Origin of the sequence: Arthrobacter sp. TB 23, assembly GCF_000294595.1 — a bacterium.
Lineage (GTDB): Bacteria > Actinomycetota > Actinomycetes > Actinomycetales > Micrococcaceae > Arthrobacter_D.
Map to the genome: position 1 here is coordinate 23,340 of NZ_ALPM01000006.1, position 17,218 is coordinate 40,557.

Consider the following 17,218-nt stretch of genomic DNA (forward strand, 5'->3'; position numbering starts at 1 on the left):
GTCTTCCGGCAAGTCGTCGCCGGGGAGCGTGCATTAGGCCATCCCGGGGTAGTATGATCAGCGTCACAAACCGAACGTTCTGTCAGTAAATAGTCCGTCCCACCCTGGAGTACACAATGACGTCTTCTTCCACCAGCGTTGGCCAGCCCAAACAACGCGTGACCCGCGAGGAACGCAAGGTTCTGGCGGGGACCCTGGTCGGCACCACCATCGAGTGGTACGACTTTTTCATTTTCGCCCAGCTGACCGCGACAGTCCTGGCCGGGCTCTTCCTGACACCCCTGTCGGATTCGAACCCCGGCCTGGCCCAGATCCTGTCGTTCGCCCTGATCGGCATCAGCTTCCTCTTCCGTCCGCTCGGCGCGATCGTCGCGGGTCACCTCGGTGACCGGATTGGCCGCAAGGCCGTGCTGGTGATGACCCTGCTCCTGATGGGTGGGGCGACCGCTCTGATCGGCCTCCTGCCGACCTACGCGCAGATCGGCATCTGGGCACCCATCCTGCTGATCCTGTTCCGCATCATCCAGGGCTTCTCCGCCGGCGGTGAATGGGGCGGTGCAGCACTCATGGCCGTGGAGCACGCACCCGTACACCGGCGCGGACTCTTCGGGGCCTACCCGCAGATCGGTGTCCCCATCGGGATGATCCTCGCGACCAGCCTCCTGTTGCTGCTGCGGACGGTTCTGACCGAAGATGAGTTCCTGGCCTGGGGCTGGCGGATTCCGTTCCTGCTGTCGGTGGTCCTGATCGTGGTGGGATACCTGATCCGCCGCTCGGTCGCCGAGAGCCCAGTGTTCAAGGAGATGGCGCAGCGCAAGGCGGAAAGCAAGGCGCCGCTTCGTGAACTGTTCCGGAACCACACCAAGAACGTGCTCCTGTCGGCTGCCATCTTCATCGGTAACAACGCCGCCGGGTACCTCCTGATTGCCTTCTTCATCTCGTATGCCACTGGGCGCCTGGAACTTCCCATCCAGGAGGTGCTGCTGGCAACAGTGCTGGCCTCCTTCGGCTGGCTGATTTTCACCATGGTGGGAGGCTGGCTCTCCGACAAGATTGGCCGGGTCCGGACCTTCCAGATCGGCTATGCCTGGGTCTTCGTCTGGATGATCCCGATGTTCATGCTGATCGACACCGGCGACATCGTGCTCTACGGGGTGGCCCTGTTCGTCCTGACCATTGGGCTGGGTCTGTCCTACGGCCCCATGTCGGCCATGTACGCCGAAATGTTCCCCGCCCAGGTGCGGTACTCGGGCATCTCGATCGGCTACGCCCTCGGCGCAATCCTCGGCGGAGCGTTCGCTGCCACAGTGGCGCAGGCGCTCCTTGAGGCGTACGAATGGTCGGGTTCCGTGGCGATCTACATCATGGTGCTGTGTGTGATTTCCTTCATCGGCGTCAGCCTGGTCAAGGAGACCAAGGGCGCACCGCTGGGCGTGTCTCACCACTAGCGCGTCATACTGCATCAACGGGGCCGGAAGCGGNCCGGCCCCGTCCGTTGTGCAGCAGTGTTAACCTAGGTCCATGCCAGAGATGCCTGAGGTGCAGGGACTCGTTGATTTCCTTCGGCGGAAACTCATCCCCGAGGACGGTCCGCCCGCCGTCGTCGCCGGTCTTGAGGTGGCGTCCTTTTCGGTGCTGAAGACGGCCAAGGTACCCGTGCAGTCCCTGGCTGGGCTGCAGGTTCAATCAGTTGACCGGCGTGGCAAATTCCTGGTGCTGGAGATCGGCGGGCTATTCCTGGTGATGCATCTGGCCCGCGCCGGGTGGCTCAGATGGTCCGACAGTCTCAGCACGGCACGCCTGAAGCCGGGCAAGGGGCTAATCGCGCTGCGGGTCCGGTTCGCGGACGCTGGCACCGAACCTGGACCCGGGGGTGAGCCGGGCTTCGACCTGACCGAGGCTGGGACCCGCAAGTCGCTGGCCGCCTACGTGGTCGAGAGCCCTGAGGAGGTTCCCGGGATCGCCAGGCTGGGACCGGATGCGCTTGAGTTGGACCTGGCGGGATTCAAGCCCCTGCTACACGCCCACGCTGGCCAGATCAAGGGGCTGCTGAGGGATCAGTCAAAGATCGCGGGAATTGGCAACGCCTACAGCGATGAAATCCTGCACGCGGCACGGCTCTCGCCGTTTGCCCTGGCCAACAAGCTCGACGACGACGCCGTCGCCACCCTCCACACCACCATGCGCCACCTGCTGAGGACAGCGATCGAGGCTGCGTCCGGGCGGCCCGCCAAGGAACTCAAGGACACCAAACGGCAGTCACTGCGCGTACATGCCCGCACGGGCGAGGCGTGCCCGGTCTGCGGTGACACGGTGCGCGAAGTCTCCTTCGCGGATTCCTCGCTGCAGTACTGTCCCACCTGCCAGACCGGCGGCAAACCGCTGGCCGACCGGCGTACGTCGAAGTTCCTGAAGTAGCCGGCGCACCTGGCCGGTGCCGTGCGTCTAGCGTTCTGACCGGCCGGGCCTGAACCGTCGGTAACTGTAGACGATCAGGCCCAACGCAATGATGCCTGAGCCGATCATGGTGCCACCGGTGACCCAGCCGCCCGGCAGCCACCACCGGTCTTCCAGCGGCCACCAGCCGGGGACATCGGGTTGTAACCCCCAGATCACTCCCGTGGCCATGAGCGTCAGCGCGCTCAGCACACTGAGCACAATGCGGGGCCAGGTCAGCATGCCCAGCTCGGCCGCCTGCATGGCCCGCGCCATCACCGGATGCAAGAGCCGTTCCGCCCAGGGATAGCGGAAGGACAGCACTGCCAGTCCGGAAGCGACCAATAGCAGGCCCGGGCCGGGGAGGACCAACCCGGCAATACCAAGCACCACCAGTGTCCACCCGCCCACTTCAATGGCGACTCGCCGTATCCAGGGGTGCACGCGGTCCGCCTTCATCATTTGATTAGCTTGCCATATTCGGTTCGGCGCCCGCGCCCAGGAGCGAGCCCTGAGCCATTCGATGAGTCAGCGCCACCGGGACTCGCTAGGATGACAGGACGAGTTGAACAGCAACCAGAAGGAGCGCCATGACTGAGCAGCCTGAGCCGGAAAATGCGAACGCCGACGAGAAGTCGAAAGGCCCCGATGGCACTATCCCGGAGTCCGAGGAGGGGGTAGGAGCAGGAGTCACTGAAGAGGCCTCGAGCTTTGAGCCCGAGGAACCCTCGGACGAAGACAACTAGCTCCCCGAACCACTTTTCCAGGTACTGAGCGCCGCTGAGCGGGCCGCGACGCATGGCACGATGCGCGGCGCCAGTACCTGGGTCCGGTGCGCTCGAGTGCGGGGGAGTGGGGGTGCTAGCCAAGGGTGGGTGCGTGGGCCGGCGGTGCCGGAATGTAGACGTTGCCGGTGGTTATCCCGCCGGTGATCGCCCCCGGCGACTCAGTGGCGGACTCGTCCGTGTGGGCCTGCCCGGCGGGCCTGGCCACCAGGAGGTCGTCGTCGGCCGCGGCGTACTCACGCAAGGCCAGGGCAACCTCGTGGGCATCCGGGCGCTGCTGGGGGCCGCGTGCCGTCATGCTGGTCAGGAGCGGGGCCCAGAAGGGTCCCAGATCGGCGGGAACCTCAGGATCGCGCAGGAGCCGGGCGACGGCCGCTTCGACGACGGCGCCGGGGAAGGCCTTTTTGCCGGTAAGGCATTCGAGCAGCACCAGGCCGAGAGAGTAAATGTCGGATTTGTAGTCGACAGCCGTTCCGTGCGCCTGCTCGGGGCTGAGATAGTTGGCGGTGCCGATGGTGGCGCCGGTGGCGGTCGCCGCCGAGGCGTCAACCATCCGCGCAATGCCGAAGTCGGTCAGCTTCGAGTACAGTCGGGTGTCCTGCTCGTCGGAACGGTACAGCAGGATGTTTGCGGGCTTGACGTCCCGATGGATGACGCCCTGGGAATGGACGTAGGCCAGCGCATCGGCCAGGTCGGCACCGAGCTGGGCCACCGCTAGGGGTTCGAGGCGTTCGGTCTTCAGGAGTTTCCTCAGATCCAGCCCATCGACGAGTTCCATGACCAGAAAACTGGTGGTCCGGCCCGACTCGTCCTGCTGCAGCCCCGCATCGTGGAGGGTAACAAGGCCCGGATGGTTCAGCGTGGCGAGCAGTAGTGTTTCGGTGTGCTGCCGGCGGTAGTCGTCGTCGTCGGAGGTACTGGGGTTGAACACCTTGACCGCGACGTCGCGGCCCAGGTTCTGATCAATCGCGCGGTACACAGCCGCCGCGCCGCCCGTGCCGAGGAGCTCGGCGGTTCGATACCGCTGCGCTAGCAGTTGGTTCACGGGGTCCTCACCGTACGAGAGATTGACAGGGATCAGCTCGTATTACTAAGTCCGCTGACTATGCCACGCTATCGTACTTTGGCGAGAGTAGTGACGCGCCGCACGGAGCCAGCGAAAAGCGCGGTGAGCTAACCGTTGAGGAACTCAATCGCAGCCGTTTTGAAGGCCCTCGACGTCACCGCATTGGTGTGGGTTCGGCCCGGGAGCCAGACAGTCTCCGCGCGCTGACTCAACGCGGCCAGCTCGGGCATGGTGGTTGCCCGGTCGTCCTTGTCGCCGGCGACCAGCAGCAACGGCATGTGCGGCACTGCCTCGGCAGCGTTGAACGGCTCGCCCTTGATCGCCTCCACCATGGTCAGCAGCGCGAAGACGTCGTGGGATGGCACCAGCCGGGCCATCCGTAACAGGCCGGCGGTCGAGGCGTCGTCGATGGGGGTGCCGTCGGTCAGGTGCTGCTGGGCGGCGGGAAGGTCAAAATCAGCCAGGGGGTCTGCGGTGCCCGGCCCCCCGAGGACCATCCGGTGCACCAGTTCAGGCTGGGTGGCGCCAAACTCCCAGGCAAGTCTCGATCCCAGCGAGTATCCGATAATGTCCACGCCGCTGGAAGGCTTGGACTCGTCGAGGGGAGTCACCTGGTAGTCCAGCAGGAGCTGCAACAGGTCGGCCCGGATCCGGCTTGGTGCGTACGCATCACGTTCCTCGGGGGAGGCGCTGCTCCCGTGGCCCGGCAGATCGACGGTAATCACCCGCCGACCGGCGTCGGTCAATGCCCTCACCCAGCCCGAATCATGCCAGTTCAACTTCGACGACGACGCAAATCCATGCAGCAACAGCACAGGGCGTGCGTCGGACCTTTGCGCAGGGCTGTGTTCCTCAACGGACAGGTGCGGGTCAATGCCCTCCACGAGGTGGTCCCGGTGGCGTCCCATATCGATCTCCCTCAGATTAGGCGTGTCAGTCGTCGTCGGACCCGAGACTCAGGCGCACCCGCCGCTTGGGCGCGCGTTCCTCGGGCACGGTGCCAACAATGCCGGCCGTGTTGTCGGGGACCTCAAACACAATCAGAGGGTCCCCCACTTTCACTACGTCTCCCGGCTCACCATGAACTCTAACCACTGTTCCCGCCTGCGGTGAGGGTAACTCCACGGCAGACTTGGTGGTTTCCACCTCAACCAGCGGCTGATTGCGTTCAACAGTGTCACCCACGGCGACCAGCCATTCCAGGACTGTAGCCTCGATCAGGCCCTCACCCAGGTCGGGTAGCGGAAAGGACAGTTCAGCCACGGCGATGCTCCAATACTCGTTGAATGCCGAACAGGATCCGGTCGATGTTCGGTACGTACTCGTCTTCCAGATCGCCGGAGGGATACGGGACATCAAACCCTGTCACCCGTTCCACCGGTGCCTTCAGAACATTGAAGCACTGCTCGGTCACCAATGCCGCGATTTCGGCGCCCAGTCCACTGGTGCGCGGCGCTTCGTGGACGACGACGGCACGCTTCGTCTTCAGCACTGACGCTGCAAGGCCTGCAGCGTCGATCGGCTTCAGCCAGCGCAGATCGAGGACTTCGACGTCGATCCCGTCTTCGGCCGCGAGCTCGGCTACCTGAAGGCAGCGTGACACCATCGCACCCCAGGCGATCAGGGTGACGTGCCGACCGCTGCGGGCGACGCGCGAGCCTTCGAGGGTGCCGCCGTCGGCGGTGTCGACCTGTCCCTTTTGCCAGTAGCGGGCCTTGGGCTCCATGAAGATCACCGGGTCGGGGCGCCGCACGGCATGCTTGAGCAGGTGGTAGGCCTGATGGGGGTCCGACGGCGACACCACCTTCAGCCCGGGCACGTGGGCGAAGAGGCTCTCAAGGCTTTCGCCGTGGTGTTCGGGCGCGCGGATCCCGCCGAAGGAGGGAACCCGCAGGGTGATCGGCATGGGGAGGGTGCCCCGGCTCCGGTAATTCATCCGGCCGATCTGGCACACAATCTGGTTGACGGCGGGGTAGGCAAACCCGTCGAACTGCACTTCAGGGATGGGGTGGAAACCCGCCATCGCCAGCCCCACCGACATGCCCAGGATGCCCGATTCGGCCAGGGGTGTGTCGAATACCCGGTCCGCACCGAACCGCTGCTGCAGCCCGTCGGTAATCCGGAACACGCCGCCGAGCTGGCCCACGTCTTCCCCGAAGATGAGGGTCTTGGGATTCTCATCCAGCGATTCTGCCAGCGCCCGATTCAGCGCCTGCTGCATGGAGAGGTGCTCGAGGGGCGACTCGGGATCGACTGTGACCGGAGCCGTGATCTCCGCCGTCTGCTCAGACATGCTCTGATTCCTCTCTCCATGTTGTCTCCTGCTGCTGCAGGGCGGGCGTGCTCTCCTGGAAGACGTAGGTGAACATGTCGGATCCGGGCCGCGGCTCGAGAGCCTCCAGACCCTCCCTGACCCGTTCGGTTTCGGCCTCGGCCTCGGCGAGGACGGCGCCGAAATAATCGGTCTCCGTTCCGTAGGCGGTACGCAACAGGTCCGCGCAACGCTGCACCGGATCGAGGCTGCGGGCTGTCTGCTCGTCGGCGAGGGAGCGGTAACGGCCCGGGTCATCGCTCGTGGAGTGTGGACCCAGGCGGTACGTGTTGGCTTCGATCAGCATGGGTCCGTTCCCGGCGCGGCAATGCTCAACCGCCTGCCGGGTCGCCGCAAGGACGGCGACGACGTCGTTGCCGTCCACGGTGAGGGACGGCATCCCATAACCGGCGGCGCGGGCCGCCACGGCGCCACCGGCAACCTGCGCGGCCGTGGGGACGGAGATCGCCCACCCGTTGTTCTGCACGAAGAAGACCACGGGGGCTTTCATCACCGCAGCGAAGTTCATTGCCTCATGGACATCGCCCTGGGAGCTGGCTCCGTCGCCGAAATAGGTGAGAGCGACGCCGCTGCCGGTACCGGGCTGACGCTCATGCCGGGCGAGGGTCTGACCGTGGGCCCACCCGACGGCGTGAAGAACCGATCCGGCGACTACCGCCTGGATGGGTGCAAGGTGAGTGGCAGCCGGATCGTAAAGCCCGCCATGCCAGGTGGCCTTGTGGGTGGCCATGTACTGCACCATGTCAACGTTCATGGCCCGGGCCACGCCCATCTCCCGGTAGGTGGGGAAAACGAAGTCCAGCGCAGTGTCGACGGCGAAGCCGCTGCCCACCTGGGCCGCCTCCTGACCCAGCAGGGGAGCGTAGCCGGGGATGATGCCCTGCCGCTGCCAGCGGACGGCCGCAATATCCAGCTGACGCACTGTTACCAGAAGCCGGTAGAGCCTCTTCAGTTCCTCCTCGGGAGGGGTGGGCGTGGAGTTCATTGCCATCCTTATGATCGAAGTCACTCTGCTCGAGCGACGCTACGTCCAAAATGCAGCCTCTGCAATCTGTGTGGTGAGAGCTGCGCAGTATGTCTCGAAATGCTGAGACATGTTGGCAATTGATATACAAAGTGTTCGATAGGCTGGGAAAATGACGGCACAAAAAAAGCGACAGGAGCACGTGCGCCGTCGAACCCACCCCTGCCGCTTGGTCGAATAGACCAACGTCTGTGACAGTAGTCACTATTTCGCCAAGACACAACACCGGCGCGTTTTTTGCTCCCGAAAGGTTATCCATGGTCATCGATCCCCTCGATTCACGAATCGCTGAGCTCTTCACCGATGATCCGCGGATGAGCGTACTTGAGGCGTCGAGGCAGCTCTCGGTTGCCCGCGCCACCATCCAGGCGAGGCTCGACCGCATGCAGCGCGACGGGGTGATCGCCGGCTGGGGGCCGAGGATTGAACCGCGCAGCCTGGGCTACCCGGTGGTGGCCTACTGTTCGCTGACCATTCACCAGGACTCCGGGCACGACGCCGTCGCCGTCGCGCTGGCGAAGATCCCGGAGATCCAGGAAGTGCACACCGTTTCGGGCGAGAGCGATCTGCTCGCCAAGGTGGCGGCCCGGTCCAACCCGGACCTGCAGCGGGTGATTGACGCCATCATCGCTACCCGGACGGTGGTGCGCTCATCGACCGTGATCGTGCTGAATACCCACTTCGAGGGTCGGACCCTGCCGCTGATGCGTGCTGCCGCCGAGCACGCCCCCACCAAGCCCCGCGCCTAAGTCGCCACCAGCCCCGCACCTAAGTCACCCCCACCAGCCCAGCACCTAAGTCACCCCACCCCCGGGTCGAGTCGCCAGAAATAACCGATTGTCGGGCCGTAACCCGTCATGTCTGTTGACTCGATCCCGGGTTGGGGCGGCTCCGTGCGGGGGGCGGGTTGGAGAACCGGGGATTTCCCGCTAAAATCAGTTAGAGTCAATCTGACATTAACTCATGGGTGAAGCACTAGGCGAGGGGATCCGATGTACGCAGACGCAGCAAACGTCTCCGAGCGGCAGTTGCAGCCACCCGCGCTGGCGATTTCAACGGTGATCTTCGCGCTCCGGCCGAGTGCGACGTCGGGCCGGCCCACCCTGTGGTTGCCGCTGGTCCGGCGGATCAGGCAGCCGCATCTCGGCAAGTGGGCGTTGCCGGGTGGCCCGCTAGCCCAGGTGGAGTCGCTCCAGGATGCCGCGTCGCGCAACCTGCGGGAGACTACCGGGTTGGTCCCCAATTATCTGGAGCAGCTTTACGCGTTTGGCGGTTTGGACCGGGCCGCCACTCAACGTCTGGTCTCTATCGTCTACTGGGCGTTGGTACAACCCGACGAGGCTGCCCTGACCCAGGAATCCGAGAATGTGAAATGGTTCCGCGCCGACAAGCTCGAGGATCTCGCCTTCGACCACAACTCCATCGTGGATTACGCCCTCTGGCGGCTGCGCAGCAAGGTGGAATACGGCTCAATCGCCTACCACTTTCTTGGCGAGACCTTCACCCTGGCGCAGGTCAGGGAAGTCTACGAGGCGGTCCTGGATCGGCACCTGGATCCCGCCAATTTCCGCCGTCAGCTTCGGGCCACCCCCGATATCACCCCCACCGATGACTACCTCCAGGGAGTGCGACACCGGCCGCCCCGGCTCTACCGCTATACGGGGTCCACGGGGACCCTCGGCGCCCAGGCCACGTCCGGCCAGGCCACACCAGCAGAGACCACCTCCACCAGCGCTTCCACCTCCACCAGCGCTTCCACCTCCACCAGCGCTTCCACCTCCACCATCGCCTCGACTGACTAGAGTTTCAGGAGTTTCCCATGACTAGTGTCACCACTGCGATCCAGCTTGTGACCCGCGAGCAGGCCCAGACCCAGCGAGTCACCACGTGCTCGCCCGCCCTCGCCAAAGACCCCTGGGCGATCGACCGGGAAATCCTGCCCACCTACGGCCCCGGCGCCTCGATGGCCGACCCGGCGCCGCTTTCCTCGCCGCGACAGGGGGAGCTGCCCGAGGAGTACCGGCTCGCCACCGACGAGGAGCTCGACGTCCGGATTCTCGCGGCCAAGGCGACCCTCGGGGACCGGGCGGTCATCCTGGGCCACTTCTACCAGCGCGACGAGGTGGTCAAATACGCCGACTTCATCGGCGATTCCTACCAGCTCGCCCGCGCCGCCACCGAGAAGACCCAGGCGGAAGCCATTATCTTCTGCGGCGTCCACTTCATGGCCGAAACCGCCGATATGCTCTCCCGGCCAGACCAGGCGGTGATCCTCCCCAACCTCGCGGCGGGCTGTTCAATGGCCGACATGGCCGACATCGATTCGGTGACCGACTGCTGGGAAGACCTTGCCGAGCTGTTCGGAACAGAGCCCGACGACGACGGCCGCGTCCCCGTTATCCCCGTCACCTATATGAATTCCTCGGCCGCGCTGAAGGGTTTCTGCGGTCGCAACGGCGGAATCGTGTGTACGTCCTCGAACGCCGCGGCCGTCCTCGAGTGGGCCTTTCAACGGGGCCAGCGGGTGCTGTTTTTCCCCGACCAGCACCTCGGCCGGAACACGGCCAAGGCGATGGGGGTACCGGTGGAGCAGATGCCGCTGTGGAATCCGCGGAAGCCGTTGGGAGGCAACGAGGAGGCTACGTTGCAGGACTCCCGGGTGATCCTGTGGCACGGTTTCTGCTCGGTGCACAAACGCTTCTCCGTGAACCAGATCGAAAAGGCCCGGGCGGACTTTCCGGGTGTCCGGGTAATTGTCCACCCGGAATGCCCCATGGAGGTGGTTGATGCTGCCGATGAGTCCGGCTCCACTGACTACATCCGCAAAGCGATCGAAGCCGCCGCACCTGGCACCACCTTCGCCGTCGGCACTGAAATCAACATGGTCAACCGGCTTGCCAGCCAGCACCCCGAACACACCATTTTCTGCCTCGACCCGGTGATCTGCCCTTGCTCCACCATGTACCGCATCCACCCGGGATACCTGGCGTGGGTCCTCGAAGCGCTGGTGGCCGGCACGGTGCTGAACCGGATTACCGTGGCTGAATCGGTCGCCTCACCATCCCGGGTAGCGCTGGAGCGCATGCTCGCCGTCCAGCCGCGACCGGTCCAGCCATGAACACCTCGCCGGCACACGTGCTCGTTGTGGGCAGCGGCATCGCCGGCCTGTACTCGGCGCTTCGCCTCCGGCAAGCCCTACCCGGCGCCGCGGTCACCCTGCTCACCAAAGGGAACCTGGCGGACAGCAACACCTGGCATGCCCAGGGCGGCATCGCCGCGGTACTCCCGGGCGGGAATGACCTGGTCTCCAGCCACGTGACAGACACACAGCTGGCCGGCAACGGCTGGTGCGTACCCGAAGCGGTGGAGGTCCTCTGCGCTGCGGCTGCGGACCACATTGGGGTGCTACTGGCGCTGGGCGCGCCCTTTGACCGCACGGCCAGCGGAGAACTGGCACTGGGGCGGGAAGCCGCGCACTCGGCGTCGCGCATCCTTCACGCCGGTGGCGACGCGACCGGTGCCGCCGTCGCGCAGGCGCTGATTGCCGCGGTCCGGAAGGATCCCGGCATCGCGGTGCTCGAACACGCGTTCCTCGCCGACCTGCGCACCGACGAGGCTGAAGCGCCCACGGTCACCGGTGCGTTGGTCCTGCGTGCCGGGGTGCTGACCACTGTCGACGCCGACGCCGTCATCCTTGCGACGGGTGGGGCCGGGCAGCTGTTCACGCACAATACGAATCCCCTGGTCGCCACCGGGGATGGGCTGGCTGCCGCCTGGCGGGCCGGCGCCGTCGTGAAGGATCTCGAGTTCCTCCAGTTCCACCCCACAGCCCTCGATGTCCCCGGCAACCTGTTGATCTCAGAGGCTGTCCGCGGGGAAGGCGCGATCCTGCTCGATGGGTCCGGGGCACGGTTCATGACCGCCTACCACCCGGCGGCGGAGCTGGCCCCACGGGATGTCGTTTCCCGAAGCATCGCCCTGCACCTCCGGGAGCGAGGCGAGGACCGGGTATACCTCGACGCCACCGGGCTCGGCGGAGCTGGCTTCCTTGCCGCCCGGTTCCCCTCCCTGCACCGGCAAACCACTGCCCACGGTTTTGACTGGTCTGCTGAGCCGTTGCCGGTCGTCCCCGCAGCCCACTACTGGATGGGGGGAATCCAGACCGATCTGTGGGGGAGGACCTCCCTACCCGGCCTCTACGCCGTCGGCGAGACCGCCTGCACCGGCGTCCACGGCGCCAACCGGTTGGCGTCCAACTCCCTGCTGGAAGGTCTCGTTTATGCCGGGCGGGCAGTCGACGCCCTCGCCACGCAAACAGCGGCCGACGACGGCGGCTGGCCCACGTTCCCGGCCATCGGGCTCGAGTTCCCCGAACCCGACCGGTCCGAGGTCTGCGAACGCCGCACCCTGCAGAGCTTGATGACCGATCACGCAGCAGTGACGCGCAGTGCAGCCGGCCTGCAGGTGGCCGCCAAACAGCTCGACCAATACTCCACCGCCGGGGACACCGTCGCGGAACGCGAAACCGCCAACCTGGTGGTCGCAGCACGGCTGCTCGTGCACGCTGCCGCTGCGCGCGAGGAGTCCCTCGGAGCCCACTACCGCACGGATTTCCCGGGCCCCCGCCCGGCGGAAAGCGCCCCGCACCTCACCTCCTATCGAAGGGCACGGTCATGAGCCAGCCGACCGGGCAGCCAGCACAGGCCGACGTCGACCGCATCGTTGCCGCGGCGCTCGCCGAAGATGCGCCCTGGGGCGACATCACGTCGGAGACCCTGATCCCGGCGTCGGCTAGAGCCGACGCAGCGATAGTTGCCCGCGAGGCGGGAATCTTTTGCGGTCAGCAGGTCATCGAGGCCGCGATGCGGCTAACCGACCAGCGCCTCACCGTGCGGTTTCCGGTGACGGATGGGGACGCGTTCGACGTCGGCACTGTGCTGGCCGTCCTGTCCGGTCCCGCCCGATCCCTGCTCACCGCCGAGCGGGTTGCCCTGAACCTGGCGCAGCGGCTCAGCGGGATCGCCACCCTGACCGCCCAGTTCGTGCGGGCAGTGGATGGCACGCCCGCCCGCATCGTCGATACCCGAAAAACCACCCCGGGCCTGCGGGTGCTGGAACGCTACGCGGTCCGCTGCGGCGGCGGGTTCAATCACCGCTTCAGCCTCTCGGACGCGGTGATGGCCAAAGACAACCACCTGGCCCTCCTGACCCGCGGGGGAACCACCGGGCTCACCGCGGCGCTTGCCGCAGCGAAGGCCCGGCTTCCCCACACGGTGCACTTCGAGGTCGAAGTGGACCGGATCGATCAGATCGAGCCGGTGCTGGCGGCAGGGGTGGACACGATCATGCTCGACAATTTCAGCCTGGCCCAGTTGTCTGAGGGAGTGCGGCTGGTGGCTGGGCGTGCCCTGGTTGAAGCCAGCGGAAGCGTGCGGCTGGACACCGTCGCAGCCATTGCCCGCACCGGGGTGGACATCATTTCCTCCGGCGCACTGACGCACAGCGTCCACTCACTCGATCTGGGGTTGGACCTTGAGCTGACCTCCGCCCAGCCAGCCGCCGCCGGGAGCGCCACGGAGGCCGCCCAGTGATTTATCTGGATGCCGCGGCCACTGCCCCGCCACGGCAGGAAGTGCTGCAGGCGATGTGGCCGCTGATGAGCACCAACTTCGGCAATCCCTCCAGCCACCATGCGCTGGGGGAAACGGCAGCGGCTGCCCTGAAAGCTGCACGGCAACAGGCCGCGACAGTGCTGGGGTGCCGCCCCTCCGAACTCACCTTCACCTCGGGTGGCACCGAAGCCAACAACCTGGCGCTGAAGGGCATTGCGCTTGCCGCCCCCCGCGACCGCCACCTCGTGACCAGCGCCGTCGAGCACCCCGCCGTGCTGGAAACCCTCGACTACCTGCACCGGTTTCATGGGTTCCGGATCACTGTTGTCCCGGTATCGGCCACCGGTCTCGTTGAGCCTGACTCGCTCCAGAAGGCACTGACACCGGGCACCACGCTGTGTTCGATCATGTACGCCAACAACGAGGTCGGGACGGTCCAGCCACTGCGGGTACTCGCTGGCCTCTGCGCGGCGGCATCGGTGCCCTTCCACACCGACGCAGTGCAGGCGGGCGCCTGGTTGCCACTGAGCGTCGCCGAGCTGGGGGTTGACGCGCTCACGCTGTCCGGGCACAAACTGGGCGCGCCCAAGGGGTCCGGTCTGCTCTACCTCAAAGGCCGGATCCCGGTGGAACCGCTCATCCATGGCGGCGGCCAGGAACGTGGACGGCGTTCCGGAACCGAGAACGTTGCCGCAGCGGTGGGGCTCGCCACGGCGCTCGCCCTCGCGCAGGACGAGCGGGATACCGCGGTCCCCGCGGCAAAAGCCCAGCGGGACTATCTCATCAACCACGTCCTGGACACCGTGCCCGGCGCCGTACTGACCGGAGACCGGGAGCAACGTCTCCCGAATCTCGCGTCGTTCTGCTTCCCGGGAACCAGCGGTGAATCGGTGTTGCTGGAGCTCGAGCGCCGCGGCGTGGTCTGCTCCAGCGGGTCGGCGTGCGCCGCGGGAAGCGACGAGCCGTCGGCTGTCCTGCTGGCGCTCGGAATCGACCGTACAACAGCCCAGACGGCGGTCCGGTTCTCGTGGACCGCAGCCACCACCGAACGCGACATGGCCCTGGCCTCCCGTGCCGTCACCGCGGCGGTCGCCTCGGTCAGGGCACTGGGCCGCCCTGCTTAACGGAATCCCCGCCCTGGCCGTCGGCATACTACTGTTGAATAGGTGACGTCCTCCCCGCCGCTCCCAGTGAAGCCCGCAGCCCCCACTCTCCGTTCCAGTTTCGCCCACGCAGTTCGTGGGGCCCTGATCGGCATTGTCGAGCTGGTGCCTGGCGTCTCCGGTGGGACTGTCGCCCTGGTGCTGGGTATTTTTGATCGCCTGATCACCTCGGCGAATCATCTGATCCGTGGTGTGGTCCGGCTCGTCTTCAAACGTGGCGGAAAGGGCTTCGCCCACCACCTGGGCGACGTCGAATGGTCCCTGGTGATTCCGCTGCTCATCGGCATGTTCTTCGCCCTTTTCGCTCTGTCCGGCCCGCTGCACGGCTTTGTAGAGGGCCAGCCGGTACTCTCGAATGCGCTCTTCCTCGGCATGGTCTCGGCCAGCCTGCTGGTCCCCATCTCAATGGCCAGGGAAGCCGGCCCGATCACTCGAAACACCCGGATCTTCGGCCCCGTGGTGGTTCTACTCGTCGCTGCAGCAGTTTTCTGGCTGCTCGGCATCCCTTCCATGCAGGTCGAAGACCCCGCCTGGTGGGTGCTGATCCTGAGCGGTGCCGCTGCGGTGTGCGCGCTGGCCCTCCCTGGACTCTCGGGCTCCTTCATCCTGTTGACCTTCGGCATGTACGAACCGACCCTCGAGGCGGTCAGCGAGCGGGACTTCGGCTACCTGGCCCTCTTCGCCAGCGGCGCGGTCCTGGGACTCGCCTCAATCGTCCAGCTGCTCGCATATCTCCTGCGGGTGCATCGGCGTGCGGTGCTGCTGGTCGCGACCGGCCTGATCCTGGGATCGCTGCGGGCACTCTGGCCCTGGCAGGACAACGGAACACTGCTCCAGCCCGACGGCGACTGGCTCGGCCCACTCCTGGCCGCCCTGGGCGGGGCAACAGTGGTCCTGCTCCTCTGGCTGCGGGAGCGGCGCGGCAACGCAGTGGCAGCTTCCTTGTAGGACCCTCACTCGGCCAGGACCCTCCTGCCCAGGCGCCCTACGCGTTCGGTGGTGACACGGTTTCCCGCACCAGGAATCCTGCTACGGCCTCCGGGTCCTCCACCTGCGCGAAGTGTCCCGTTCCCGGCAGCACGTGGGCACGGGCGCCGGGCAGCAATCGTGCCAGCTCCCGAATCTCCGCGGCAGGGGTGAAGACATCCCGCTCGCCCCGCAGCACCAGGTGGGTCCCCCCGGCCAGGGCCCAGTGGGAGAAGTCGTAGTGCTTCAACGCCCGGGCGGCGACGGCGAAGGCGGCAGGACGGGCATCGACGGCGAGCGCGTCGACAACCGGGCCGGTCAGGGCGGCAGGGTCGACGACGAAGGGCCGCAACACCAATCTGAGCAATCCGGTGCGTCGGGCAACCGCCACCACGCGTGGCGCCAGCACCCCGGTGAGCTGCAGAAACCGCATGATCGCCTTCATCCCGAGGAGTGGTCCCATCGTCAGGAGGTTCCGCCAGGGGCGACGGAACGCGCCGGAAGCGATCACCGAGGTGGGAGATAGGACGATCACCGCGAGGGTCCGGTCCGGTTCCAGCGCCGCGATCTCCAGTGCCGGAACAGCGCCCATCGAATGACCGAAAAGTCGCCATTGGCGGTAGCCCGCAAGGGTCAGGACCTCGACGACGGCCGCGGCCTGTGACTCGATCGTGAAAGTCCCGACGCCGGGGGAGTCGCCCCACCCGGGGAGGTCGATCACCACGGTGTCGACGCCGGTGGGAAAGTTGCGTGCTGCCTGCAACTCCCTGAACGTCTTCCAGGACCCCGCAGCGCCGTGCAGCAGGACCCAAGGCGGCGCTGCTACCCCGGCGATCCTCGAGATCCTGACCTGGACGGGCCCCAGTGCTGTGGGATACCGCATCGTGGAGACACATGCATCAGTGGAAACAGTCGCATCGGACAGATCAGGGGCCATAACAGTAATTCTCCACGGCGGCCGGTGTGGATGCCTCATGGTGGGGTGCTTCACTGATTAGACTCAGATCAGAGGCCCGGCAACCGACGATTAGGGGACGCATCAGATGAGTCGATCACGGGGACCAGCGCGGATTGCTGCGGCGGGCGTCCTGTTGCTAAGCGTGGCGCTGGCAGCGTCCGGGTGTACCGGCGTGGAAATCGGCGACCGGCCGGCGCAGTCAGCGACGCCGTCGTCGGACCCCAGCTCCGCAGCGCCGGCGACCACCCCACCGGCGCCGAAGCCAACGGTGGCAGACCGCCCGGCTCCCGACGACGACTGGCAGGTCTTCACCGACCCTCAGGCCCTGGTGAGCTTTGAGCTCCCACCGGACTGGACCGCCGAGCCGATCGAGGATCCCGGTGAAGGTTTCGAGCCGGAATCAGTTCACGTTGCCGTCGAGAATGCCGACGGGCGACCGGTGGCTGAACTGCACACGGGCATCACGCCCACGGACGAGGACTGCGCGCCCGACGACGCCAGCCCCTACACAGTGATCCTCAGCCAGCCCGTGGATCTGCCGTCGACCGCCGAGTCCGACCAGTCGATTGAGCCGCGGCTGGTGGTCCGGCTGATCGAGGGCTACCGGTTCTTCAGTTCCTTCGGTGTCACCGATGTGCTGGGCGGCGTGGACGGCGTAGCCTGCACGCTGTACAACACAGTGCAGGGCCCGGAGCACGTTGGACTGTATTCCTTCGGGGACGCGATCTCGCTGACAGCCCTGACCCCCGAGCAGGTGGGATCCCGGACCGCATCGTTTGAAACCATTGCCGACGCCGAGGAGTTCTTCGATGCCGAACAATTCACCCAGATTCGGCGCATGATCGCTTCCCTCGAGGTGGCGGAATAACCCGGTTT

Annotated in this window: 18 protein-coding genes; 11 read left to right on the forward strand and 7 right to left on the reverse strand. The window is 66.0% G+C overall.

Annotated features, from left to right (window positions below; all coding sequences use genetic code 11):
• Window positions 1-116: 116 nt before the first annotated feature.
• Together B384_RS0100685 and B384_RS0100690 are read left to right on the forward strand one after the other, a co-directional pair.
• Window positions 117-1,448, forward strand: coding sequence for an MFS transporter (locus B384_RS0100685; RefSeq protein ID WP_019481222.1), 1,332 nt, complete (start codon window positions 117-119; stop codon window positions 1,446-1,448).
• Window positions 1,449-1,521: 73 nt separating this feature from the next.
• Window positions 1,522-2,418, forward strand: a complete 897-nt coding sequence (locus tag B384_RS0100690) for a DNA-formamidopyrimidine glycosylase family protein (protein ID WP_026040863.1) — start codon at window positions 1,522-1,524, stop codon at window positions 2,416-2,418.
• A 27-nt stretch (window positions 2,419-2,445) separates the two neighbouring features.
• Here the strand turns inward: B384_RS0100690 and B384_RS0100695 are convergent, their stop codons facing one another.
• Entirely contained in the window at window positions 2,446-2,898 is a 453-nt protein-coding gene (locus B384_RS0100695; RefSeq protein WP_019481224.1) for a PGPGW domain-containing protein, read from the reverse strand.
• 128 nt (window positions 2,899-3,026) lie between these two features.
• Here B384_RS0100695 and B384_RS20720 point away from each other — a divergent pair, with 128 nt between their 5' ends.
• Complete coding sequence (locus B384_RS20720) at window positions 3,027-3,182, forward strand: hypothetical protein (RefSeq protein WP_019481225.1); 156 nt, start codon at window positions 3,027-3,029, stop codon at window positions 3,180-3,182.
• Window positions 3,183-3,297: 115 nt separating this feature from the next.
• On the opposite strand, the gene B384_RS0100705 is transcribed toward B384_RS20720, so the two are convergent.
• From B384_RS0100705 to B384_RS0100725, 5 genes are all read right to left on the reverse strand, one after another.
• Window positions 3,298-4,266, reverse strand: a complete 969-nt coding sequence (locus B384_RS0100705; protein WP_019481226.1) for a serine/threonine-protein kinase — start codon at window positions 4,264-4,266, stop codon at window positions 3,298-3,300.
• Between the two features lie 128 nt (window positions 4,267-4,394).
• Window positions 4,395-5,195 (reverse strand): alpha/beta fold hydrolase, encoded by an 801-nt coding sequence (locus B384_RS0100710; RefSeq protein ID WP_019481227.1) that lies wholly within the window; start codon window positions 5,193-5,195, stop codon window positions 4,395-4,397.
• Window positions 5,196-5,220: 25 nt separating this feature from the next.
• Window positions 5,221-5,550 carry a biotin/lipoyl-containing protein gene (locus B384_RS0100715; RefSeq protein ID WP_019481228.1) on the reverse strand — a complete coding sequence of 110 codons (330 nt, stop codon included), beginning with the start codon at window positions 5,548-5,550 and terminating at the stop codon, window positions 5,221-5,223.
• Window positions 5,543-6,580, reverse strand: coding sequence for an alpha-ketoacid dehydrogenase subunit beta (locus B384_RS0100720; protein ID WP_019481229.1), 1,038 nt, complete (start codon window positions 6,578-6,580; stop codon window positions 5,543-5,545). Before B384_RS0100720 ends, B384_RS0100715 begins: the two co-directional genes overlap by 8 nt.
• The gene (locus tag B384_RS0100725; protein WP_019481230.1) at window positions 6,573-7,604 is read right to left on the reverse strand and encodes a thiamine pyrophosphate-dependent enzyme; all 1,032 of its coding nucleotides are present in this window, start codon (window positions 7,602-7,604) and stop codon (window positions 6,573-6,575) included. The genes B384_RS0100720 and B384_RS0100725 overlap by 8 nt, the downstream gene beginning before the upstream one ends.
• A 296-nt stretch (window positions 7,605-7,900) precedes the next feature.
• Between B384_RS0100725 and B384_RS0100730 the strand changes: the two genes are divergently transcribed.
• From B384_RS0100730 to B384_RS17270, 7 genes are all read left to right on the forward strand, one after another.
• Window positions 7,901-8,392, forward strand: coding sequence for an Lrp/AsnC family transcriptional regulator (locus tag B384_RS0100730; RefSeq protein WP_019481231.1), 492 nt, complete (start codon window positions 7,901-7,903; stop codon window positions 8,390-8,392).
• A 243-nt stretch (window positions 8,393-8,635) separates the two neighbouring features.
• The gene (locus B384_RS17260; protein ID WP_019481232.1) at window positions 8,636-9,445 is read left to right on the forward strand and encodes an NUDIX hydrolase; all 810 of its coding nucleotides are present in this window, start codon (window positions 8,636-8,638) and stop codon (window positions 9,443-9,445) included.
• A gap of 17 nt (window positions 9,446-9,462) precedes the next feature.
• Window positions 9,463-10,761, forward strand: a complete 1,299-nt coding sequence (gene nadA, locus B384_RS0100740) for a quinolinate synthase NadA (RefSeq protein ID WP_019481233.1) — start codon at window positions 9,463-9,465, stop codon at window positions 10,759-10,761.
• Complete coding sequence (gene nadB, locus B384_RS0100745) at window positions 10,758-12,320, forward strand: L-aspartate oxidase (protein ID WP_019481234.1); 1,563 nt, start codon at window positions 10,758-10,760, stop codon at window positions 12,318-12,320. The genes nadA and nadB overlap by 4 nt, the downstream gene beginning before the upstream one ends.
• On the forward strand, window positions 12,317-13,234 hold the full coding sequence (gene nadC / locus B384_RS17265; RefSeq protein ID WP_019481235.1) for a carboxylating nicotinate-nucleotide diphosphorylase: 918 nt from the start codon (window positions 12,317-12,319) through the stop codon (window positions 13,232-13,234). The genes nadB and nadC overlap by 4 nt, the downstream gene beginning before the upstream one ends.
• Window positions 13,231-14,379, forward strand: a complete 1,149-nt coding sequence (locus tag B384_RS0100755; protein WP_019481236.1) for a cysteine desulfurase family protein — start codon at window positions 13,231-13,233, stop codon at window positions 14,377-14,379. Before nadC ends, B384_RS0100755 begins: the two co-directional genes overlap by 4 nt.
• 42 nt (window positions 14,380-14,421) lie before the next feature.
• On the forward strand, window positions 14,422-15,366 hold the full coding sequence (locus B384_RS17270; RefSeq protein WP_237715192.1) for a DUF368 domain-containing protein: 945 nt from the start codon (window positions 14,422-14,424) through the stop codon (window positions 15,364-15,366).
• A 37-nt stretch (window positions 15,367-15,403) separates the two neighbouring features.
• Here B384_RS17270 and B384_RS0100765 read toward each other — a convergent pair whose 3' ends face one another.
• Window positions 15,404-16,321: an alpha/beta fold hydrolase gene (locus B384_RS0100765; protein WP_019481238.1), complete on the reverse strand. Its 918-nt coding sequence runs from the start codon at window positions 16,319-16,321 to the stop codon at window positions 15,404-15,406.
• A 106-nt stretch (window positions 16,322-16,427) separates the two neighbouring features.
• Here B384_RS0100765 and B384_RS17275 point away from each other — a divergent pair, with 106 nt between their 5' ends.
• Window positions 16,428-17,210 carry a hypothetical protein gene (locus tag B384_RS17275; protein ID WP_019481239.1) on the forward strand — a complete coding sequence of 261 codons (783 nt, stop codon included), beginning with the start codon at window positions 16,428-16,430 and terminating at the stop codon, window positions 17,208-17,210.
• The last annotated feature ends 8 nt before the right edge of the window (window positions 17,211-17,218 follow it).

Coding starts and splice junctions, on each gene's coding strand:
- B384_RS0100720 (WP_019481229.1), bottom strand. CDS start 6,580: ATGTCTGAGCAGACGGCGGAGATCACGGCTCCGGTCACAGTCGATCCC.
- B384_RS0100725 (WP_019481230.1), bottom strand. CDS start 7,604: ATGAACTCCACGCCCACCCCTCCCGAGGAGGAACTGAAGAGGCTCTAC.
- nadA (WP_019481233.1), top strand. CDS start 9,463: ATGACTAGTGTCACCACTGCGATCCAGCTTGTGACCCGCGAGCAGGCC.
- B384_RS0100685 (WP_019481222.1), top strand. CDS start 117: ATGACGTCTTCTTCCACCAGCGTTGGCCAGCCCAAACAACGCGTGACC.
- B384_RS0100730 (WP_019481231.1), top strand. CDS start 7,901: ATGGTCATCGATCCCCTCGATTCACGAATCGCTGAGCTCTTCACCGAT.
- B384_RS20720 (WP_019481225.1), top strand. CDS start 3,027: ATGACTGAGCAGCCTGAGCCGGAAAATGCGAACGCCGACGAGAAGTCG.
- B384_RS17260 (WP_019481232.1), top strand. CDS start 8,636: ATGTACGCAGACGCAGCAAACGTCTCCGAGCGGCAGTTGCAGCCACCC.
- B384_RS17275 (WP_019481239.1), top strand. CDS start 16,428: ATGAGTCGATCACGGGGACCAGCGCGGATTGCTGCGGCGGGCGTCCTG.
- B384_RS0100765 (WP_019481238.1), bottom strand. CDS start 16,321: ATGGCCCCTGATCTGTCCGATGCGACTGTTTCCACTGATGCATGTGTC.
- B384_RS0100695 (WP_019481224.1), bottom strand. CDS start 2,898: ATGATGAAGGCGGACCGCGTGCACCCCTGGATACGGCGAGTCGCCATT.
- nadC (WP_019481235.1), top strand. CDS start 12,317: ATGAGCCAGCCGACCGGGCAGCCAGCACAGGCCGACGTCGACCGCATC.
- B384_RS0100710 (WP_019481227.1), bottom strand. CDS start 5,195: ATGGGACGCCACCGGGACCACCTCGTGGAGGGCATTGACCCGCACCTG.
- B384_RS0100690 (WP_026040863.1), top strand. CDS start 1,522: ATGCCAGAGATGCCTGAGGTGCAGGGACTCGTTGATTTCCTTCGGCGG.
- nadB (WP_019481234.1), top strand. CDS start 10,758: ATGAACACCTCGCCGGCACACGTGCTCGTTGTGGGCAGCGGCATCGCC.